This window comes from Streptomyces sp. NPDC001536, from assembly GCF_042894505.1.
Taxonomy (GTDB): Bacteria; Actinomycetota; Actinomycetes; order Streptomycetales; family Streptomycetaceae; genus Streptomyces.
This window is the reverse complement of record NZ_JBIAVQ010000022.1, coordinates 119,433-125,432: the sequence shown is the minus strand read 5'-3', so window position 1 is coordinate 125,432 and position 6,000 is coordinate 119,433. Positions and strand designations below refer to the sequence as shown.

Below are 6,000 nucleotides of genomic sequence, written 5' to 3'. Positions count from 1 at the left end.
CGCCACGAACAACGCCAACATCGCCCGCATGCGGTTCACTTCATGTGCGTCCACACACCCAACATGCTCTTGATCAGGCCCAACGGAAAGACCTAACGGAGTCCTACTAGTGCTGGGTTCCTCTTTCGCTGGGTATGTGCCCTGGTGGCGGGGTAGTTGAGGGTGCTCGGGGGCGGGTGCTAGACGATGGTTTTACGGGCACGACCGGGGCGTGACGAGGACGAACGGGCCGTCGTTCGCCGGTTGTCGCGGGCCCGGAAGGCTCCGCGGGATGTGGTGATGCGGGCCCGAATGATCGAGCTGAGCTGGTCGGGGCTACGGGTGCCGGCGATCGCCGTGGAGCTGGACTGCAGCCAGAAAACGGTCCGGTGCTGGCTGCATCGCTTCAACCGATCAGGCCTGCCAGGACTGGATGATCTGGGCGGGCAGGGCCGCAAGCGACGGATCACTGAGGAGGAACGCTCCAGGATTATCTCCCTGGTCAAGACCGTGCCAGCGGGGCGGCTGAGGTGGGAGCCCGTCGGGGAACTGTGGGCCCTCGACGAGTCCGGGCCAGCCGAGTGGACCCTGGATTCCCTGGCCGCGGCGGCGCGGGCCGAAGGGATCGAGGTGGGCCGCTCACAGGTCCGCCGCATCCTGCTCGCCGAGGGCGTGCGCTGGCGTCGTACCCGGTCCTGGACGCGCTCGAAGGACCCGGACTTCGTCCCAAAAGGACAAGGTTCATCGGCCTCTACACCCATCCGCCCGACGACGCGACGGTGATCTGCGCCGACGAGCTGGGGCCTGTGATCCCGCGGACCTTCCCGCCCGCACCTGCCTGGTCACCCGACGGGCACCGGATCAAAGCGGAACTCGACTACAGCCGGGGGCCGGAGAAGACCTGGGTCTACGGTGGCCTGCGACCGGCCGATGGCCAGGCGGTCACGATGACCGCGTCCTCCCGCAACAGCGTCTTCTATCAGCAGTTCCTGCAACTGCTCGAGGACGCCAACCCGGACGGGGAGATCTGGATCGTCACCGACAACCTGTCCAGTCATAACAGCGTGTCCACCCGGACCTGGCTGGAGGACCATCCCCGTATCCACCATGCCTTCATCCCGGTGGGCGCATGCTGGCTCAACCTGCAGGAAGGCTGGTGGCGCATCTTCCGCAAAGCCGCCCTCGCCGGCCGGTCATTCGCCAACCGCGACGACATCGAATACGCCACCACCCTGGCGACCGACCAGCTCAACGCCCATGCCAACCCGTGGATCTGGGGCAGACCCGCACCACCAACTCGCCGACTACGGCGCCGATATGTGTACACCGTTTGAGGAACCCAGCACTAGTTGCCGCTCGGCGGGGTGAGCTTGTCGAGGTCCAGGCTGATCTCGAAAGGCACGGGGCGCTCCAGGGTGCGCCGGAAGATGCCGGCGGGCGCGTAGCGGTCGGTCGGCTCGTCGAGCTCGTAGACGTGGACGACGGGTGCCCCGTCCTCGTCCTCGACGCACCAGTAGTGCGGGATGCCGGCCTCCGCGTACTTGCGGAGCTTGACCGTGCGGTCGCGGTGGGCGGACTCGGGGGAGACGACCTCGATGACGAGCCGCACCTCGTCCGGTGTGAACCAGGTGCGGTCTCCGTCGTACTCGGCCGTCGTCAACAGCAGATCCGGCTCGGGCCGGTTTCGCTCGTCCAGCTTTATGGTCATCTCGCGGCCGACCCTGACATCGGCGGGTGCCTGCTCCATGAGAGCGACGGTGAGCATGGTGACGAGGCGGCTGTGCCAGGCTCGCTGGGGCGACAACCTGAAGACGAGAGCTCCGTCGAACAGCTCGGTATGGCGGGGTGCCTCGGGGAGGCGGTCCAGGTCCTCCGCGAACCAGCCTTCCGAGCGCGGTGGGCGCATCCAGTCGGGCAGTGCGGTCATGGTTCAACCGTAGAGACCCGACCGGGGCCGGGCCACGAGATCGTCAACGGGGGCGACCGCCTTCACTCTGTCGTTCGGCGCAGCTTGCGGGCGTTTCGCAGTACCCGCAGCGTGCCCGGCAGCGACGGGCTCGCGGAACCGTTCAGCAGGGCCGTTCCCCGTGCTGCCGCCGCGTCCGCCGTCAGGAGTTCGATGTCGATCACCGCGCTCAGCAGTGCGCGGCCCTGGGGCGCGGCGAGGGCCGGTAGTCCGCGGGCTGCCTTCAGGGCGGTGCGGGCGGCGTCGATCTGGTCGTTCAGCAAGTCGCGCAGGCCCGGTGGTGTCTGGCCCGCCGTCAGGTCCTCCGGGGCGAGGGAGAAGCGCCGCAGGGTCTCGGTCGGGATGCCGAGACGGCCTTCCGGGAGGTCCTCGGCGAGGTCGTTGACGAAGTCCAGGCGCTGGCTGCCCTCGATGAGGGTGCGGCACAGGGCCCGGTACCGTCCGTCGTCGGTCTCCGGTCCCAGCAAGGTGCCGACCAGCATGAAGGCGGGCAGCGAGTAGGCGTCGACGTAGGCCTGGAAGTCGGCCTCCGTCGTGAAGCCGGTGAACTCCAACTCGGCGGTGGCGGTGGCCAGATACTCCTCGGTCACCTCCCCGAGCCGCGGATACGCGGCCATGGTGTGCAGGAACGCGCGGACCGGCGGATCGTCGGCCACGCCCTTCTCCAGCGCCTCGCGCAGCCGCCGCTCCCATGCCGCCCACGCCGCGACCCGCTGGGGCTTCGGGCCGGTGTCCAGGAGGTCGTCCCCGTGGTGCATGACGGCCGTCGCGGCCACCACGTGCGGCAGCATCGGCCGCGGCAGCAGCACCCGGGCCGCCAGATACGAACTGCGCCGCTCGCGCGCCACCAGCCGCCGCTGGGCGTCGTAGTCCCTCCGCAACTCCGGCTCCCGGATCCCCGCCGCGTCCAGGGCCCTCTTCCACGCGCTCATGCGGCGATCGTAGACAGCCCCGCCGCGCCCCGAAGCAGCCGCCCTGTCAGGCTCCCGCGACGGCCCGGCAGGCTTCCGCGTACGTCTGCGGCGGGGCGCCTGCCCTGTCAGGCTCCCGCGACCGCCCGGCAGGCCTCCGCGGACGCCCGCCCCGAAGCAGCCGCCCTGTCAGGCTCCCACCACCGACCGGCACGCCTCCGCATACGCCCGTACCAGTGGTCTGCGGTCCCCCTCCCGCCACGCCAGCACATACCGGCTCGGGCTCACCCCGCGCACCGCCCGCGTCACCACCCCGCCCAGTGTGATCAGCGGAGCGTTCCCCGCGGCGACCAGGCAGATGCCGAGGCCGGCGACCAGGGCCTCGTACGTCTCCTCCGTGCCGGCGATCTCCGCGCCGACGCGGGCCGGGCGGCCGGCGCGTTCGTCGAGGGCGAGGAAGTGGTCGCGCAGCGGGCCCGCGGTCTCGGGGAGGGCGAGGAACGGCTCGTCGGCGAGGTCGGAGAAGTCGAGTTCCGGGCGGGACGCCAGGGGGTGGGTCTCCGGGAGGGCGATCAGGCGGGGCTCCTCGGCGACCACCGTCCACGCGTAGCGGTCGGCGTCCGGCAGGGGCAGCCAGACGAAGGCGACGTCCGCGTCCCCGTCCGCCAGACCCGCGGTGGGGTCCTCCCAACTCACCTGGCGCACACGCAGTACCGCGTCCGGATGGGCCGCGGTGAAGCGGGAGCGGATCGCCGGCAGCAGTCCGCCACGGCCCGGGCTGGTGCTCATCCCCACGACCAGCGTGCTGCGCTGCGCCGAACGGGCCGCCGCCACCGCCGCCGCGCCCTCCGCCCAGTCGGCCAGCACCCGCCGGGCATGCGGCAGCAGCGCCTCGCCCGCCCCGGTGAGCGCCACGCCGTGCCGATCGCGGCGGAACAGCTCGACGCCCAACTGCCGCTCCAGCGCACGTACTTGTTTGCTCAGGGCGGGCTGGGACACGTACAGCCGCTCGGCCGCCCGCGTGAAGTGCAGTTCCTCGGCCACCGCGAGGAAGTAGCGCAGATCCCTCAGATGCACGTCCGTCGTCATAGCCATCGGTTATCACCGTGGGTCTTGGACGGGCAACGGACTTTCGCAGCAGGCTGGTACACGAACCACTCGAACGAAGGGGATCGAGATGAACAAGGTCTGGCTGATCACGGGCGCGAGCAGCGGATTCGGGCGGGAGATCGCCAAGGCGGCCCTCGCCGACGGCGACGTCGTCGTGGGCGCCGTCCGCCGGCCCGAGGCGCTGGACGACCTCGTGGCCGCCCACCCCGACCAGGTGGAGGCGCTGCGCCTGGACGTCGCCGACACGTCGGCCGCCGAGGCGGCGGTACGGGACGTGGTGGCGCGGCACGGGCGGATCGACGTCCTCGTGAACAACGCGGGCCGCACCCATGTCGGCGCCTTCGAGGAGACCGGGGAGGAGGAGCTGCGCGCGCTGTTCGACGTGCATGTCTTCGGGCCCGCGGCGCTCGTGCGGGCCGTCCTGCCGTCGATGCGGGAGCGGCGCTCCGGGGCGATCGTGCAGATGAGCAGCATGGGCGGGCAGATGTCCTTCGCGGGCTTCGGCGCCTACAGCGGGACGAAGTTCGCCCTGGAAGGCATGTCCGAGGCGCTCGCGGACGAGGTCGCGGAGTTCGGCATCAAGGTGCTGATCGTGGAGCCGGGCGCCTTCCGGACCTCGCTGTTCGAGGCGGACCGGGCCGGCGCGAGCGCGGACAGCGGGGTGTACGCCAAGGTCGGCGGCACCCGCAGCTTCGTCGCCGGCGGTGACGGCTCCCAGCCCGGCGACCCGGCCAAGGCGGCCGCGGTGATTCTGGCCGCCCTCCACGCCGACCGCACGCCCCTGCGCCTCCCGCTCGGCGACGACGGTGTCACCGCGGTCCTGGGCCACCTCGACCAGGTCCGCGAGGACGTCGTCGCCTGGGAGAAGACAACCCGGGCGACCGGCTTCGACGACTGACCGCGCGAGCGGCCCCCGAGCCGGCTGACTAGGCCTCCGCCAGCCCCGACTTCATCCCCGCCCCGCACAGCGGCACCACCCCGCTCCGCTCCCCGAGCAACCCCTCCCGCACGGCCGCCCAGCACGCCACCCCCGTCGACTCCACGAACAGCCCCATCGACGCCAGGTCCCGCTGGGCGTGGCGGATCTGGTCCTCCGTCACCGTCGTGAAGACACCCCCCGACTCCCGTACCGCCCGCAGGATCTGCCGGGCCCGGGGCGGCCGGGGGATCGCGATGCCCTCGGCGAGGGTCGGCGCCGCCGCGGTCGTGCCGACGAGGTCCTCCGCCCGCTCCTCCCAGGCGTGGGCGAGCGGAGCCACCGCCGCCGCCTGGACCGCGTACAGGGCGGGCCTGCGGTCGATCAGCCCGGTGCCGTGCAGCTCGGCGACCGCCAGGGCGGCGCCCAGCAGGAGCGTGCCGTTGCCGACGGGGAGGACGAGGACGTCGGGGAGGCGCCCGCCGAGGTCCTCCCAGAGTTCGTGGACGTAGGTCTTCGTGCCGTGCAGGAAGTACGGGTTGAAGACGTGCGAGGCGTAGAAGGTGCCCGGCGAGTCCGCCGCCTCACGGGCCGCCGCAGCGGCCGCCTCCCGGTCACCGGCGATCACCTCCAGGCGGGCCCCGTGCGCCCCGATCTGCTCCAGCTTCTTCGCCGACGTGCCCTCGGGGACGTACACCGTGCAGGGCAGCCGCGCCCGCGCGCAGTACGCGGCGACGGCCGTGCCCGCGTTGCCGCTGCTGTCCGCGACCACCCGGCGCGGCTCCAGACGCAGCGCCAGCTCGGCGAGCAGCACCGCGCCCCGGTCCTTGAAGGACAGCGTCGGCATCAGGAAGTCCAGCTTGGCCGAGACACCGTCGCGCAGGGCGACCATCGGGGTGCGGCCCTCGCCGAGGGAGACCGAGGGGGTGGCGAGCGGGAGCGTCTCGGCGTACCGCCACAGGGAATTGGCCCGTCCGGTAAGGGACTTGAGGGGCGCCGGGGTGGGGTGGAAGTCGAGGTCGAGGGGGCCGCGGCAGACCGGGCAGCACCAGACGAGCGAGCCGCCGGGGACGCGGGTGCCGTCGACGGGGCAGTAACAGTCCGGCAGTGGGCTCATG

Annotated in this window: 7 protein-coding genes; 3 read left to right on the top strand and 4 right to left on the bottom strand. The window is 71.8% G+C overall.

Going from position 1 to position 6,000, the window contains the following annotated elements; translation table 11 throughout:
• Nucleotides 1-186: 186 nt before the first annotated feature.
• Together ACFY0U_RS41395 and ACFY0U_RS41390 are read left to right on the top strand one after the other, a co-directional pair.
• Complete coding sequence (locus ACFY0U_RS41395; protein WP_388645107.1) at nt 187-762, top strand: transposase; 576 nt, start codon at nt 187-189, stop codon at nt 760-762.
• On the top strand, nt 759-1,313 hold the full coding sequence (locus ACFY0U_RS41390; RefSeq protein WP_388645106.1) for a transposase: 555 nt from the start codon (nt 759-761) through the stop codon (nt 1,311-1,313). Before ACFY0U_RS41395 ends, ACFY0U_RS41390 begins: the two co-directional genes overlap by 4 nt.
• Before the next feature lie 11 nt (nt 1,314-1,324).
• Here the strand turns inward: ACFY0U_RS41390 and ACFY0U_RS41385 are convergent, their stop codons facing one another.
• From ACFY0U_RS41385 to ACFY0U_RS41375, 3 genes are all read right to left on the bottom strand, one after another.
• Nucleotides 1,325-1,906, bottom strand: a complete 582-nt coding sequence (locus ACFY0U_RS41385; RefSeq protein WP_388645104.1) for a Uma2 family endonuclease — start codon at nt 1,904-1,906, stop codon at nt 1,325-1,327.
• 62 nt (nt 1,907-1,968) lie between these two features.
• Entirely contained in the window at nt 1,969-2,877 is a 909-nt protein-coding gene (locus ACFY0U_RS41380) for a squalene/phytoene synthase family protein (protein WP_388645103.1), read from the bottom strand.
• Between the two features lie 168 nt (nt 2,878-3,045).
• Entirely contained in the window at nt 3,046-3,951 is a 906-nt protein-coding gene (locus ACFY0U_RS41375) for a LysR family transcriptional regulator (protein WP_388645102.1), read from the bottom strand.
• Between the two features lie 82 nt (nt 3,952-4,033).
• Between ACFY0U_RS41375 and ACFY0U_RS41370 the strand changes: the two genes are divergently transcribed.
• Nucleotides 4,034-4,864, top strand: a complete 831-nt coding sequence (locus tag ACFY0U_RS41370; RefSeq protein WP_388645100.1) for an oxidoreductase — start codon at nt 4,034-4,036, stop codon at nt 4,862-4,864.
• A 28-nt stretch (nt 4,865-4,892) separates the two neighbouring features.
• On the opposite strand, the gene ACFY0U_RS41365 is transcribed toward ACFY0U_RS41370, so the two are convergent.
• Nucleotides 4,893-5,999, bottom strand: coding sequence for a pyridoxal-phosphate dependent enzyme (locus ACFY0U_RS41365; RefSeq protein ID WP_388645098.1), 1,107 nt, complete (start codon nt 5,997-5,999; stop codon nt 4,893-4,895).
• Nucleotide 6,000: the final 1 nt, after the last annotated feature.

What these genes read in the sequence shown, in the direction of transcription:
- ACFY0U_RS41395 (WP_388645107.1), top strand. Translation starts at nt 187, where the DNA reads ATGGTTTTACGGGCACGACCGGGGCGTGACGAGGACGAACGGGCCGTC.
- ACFY0U_RS41385 (WP_388645104.1), bottom strand. Translation starts at nt 1,906, where the DNA reads ATGACCGCACTGCCCGACTGGATGCGCCCACCGCGCTCGGAAGGCTGG.
- ACFY0U_RS41380 (WP_388645103.1), bottom strand. Translation starts at nt 2,877, where the DNA reads ATGAGCGCGTGGAAGAGGGCCCTGGACGCGGCGGGGATCCGGGAGCCG.
- ACFY0U_RS41375 (WP_388645102.1), bottom strand. Translation starts at nt 3,951, where the DNA reads ATGGCTATGACGACGGACGTGCATCTGAGGGATCTGCGCTACTTCCTC.
- ACFY0U_RS41370 (WP_388645100.1), top strand. Translation starts at nt 4,034, where the DNA reads ATGAACAAGGTCTGGCTGATCACGGGCGCGAGCAGCGGATTCGGGCGG.
- ACFY0U_RS41365 (WP_388645098.1), bottom strand. Translation starts at nt 5,999, where the DNA reads ATGAGCCCACTGCCGGACTGTTACTGCCCCGTCGACGGCACCCGCGTC.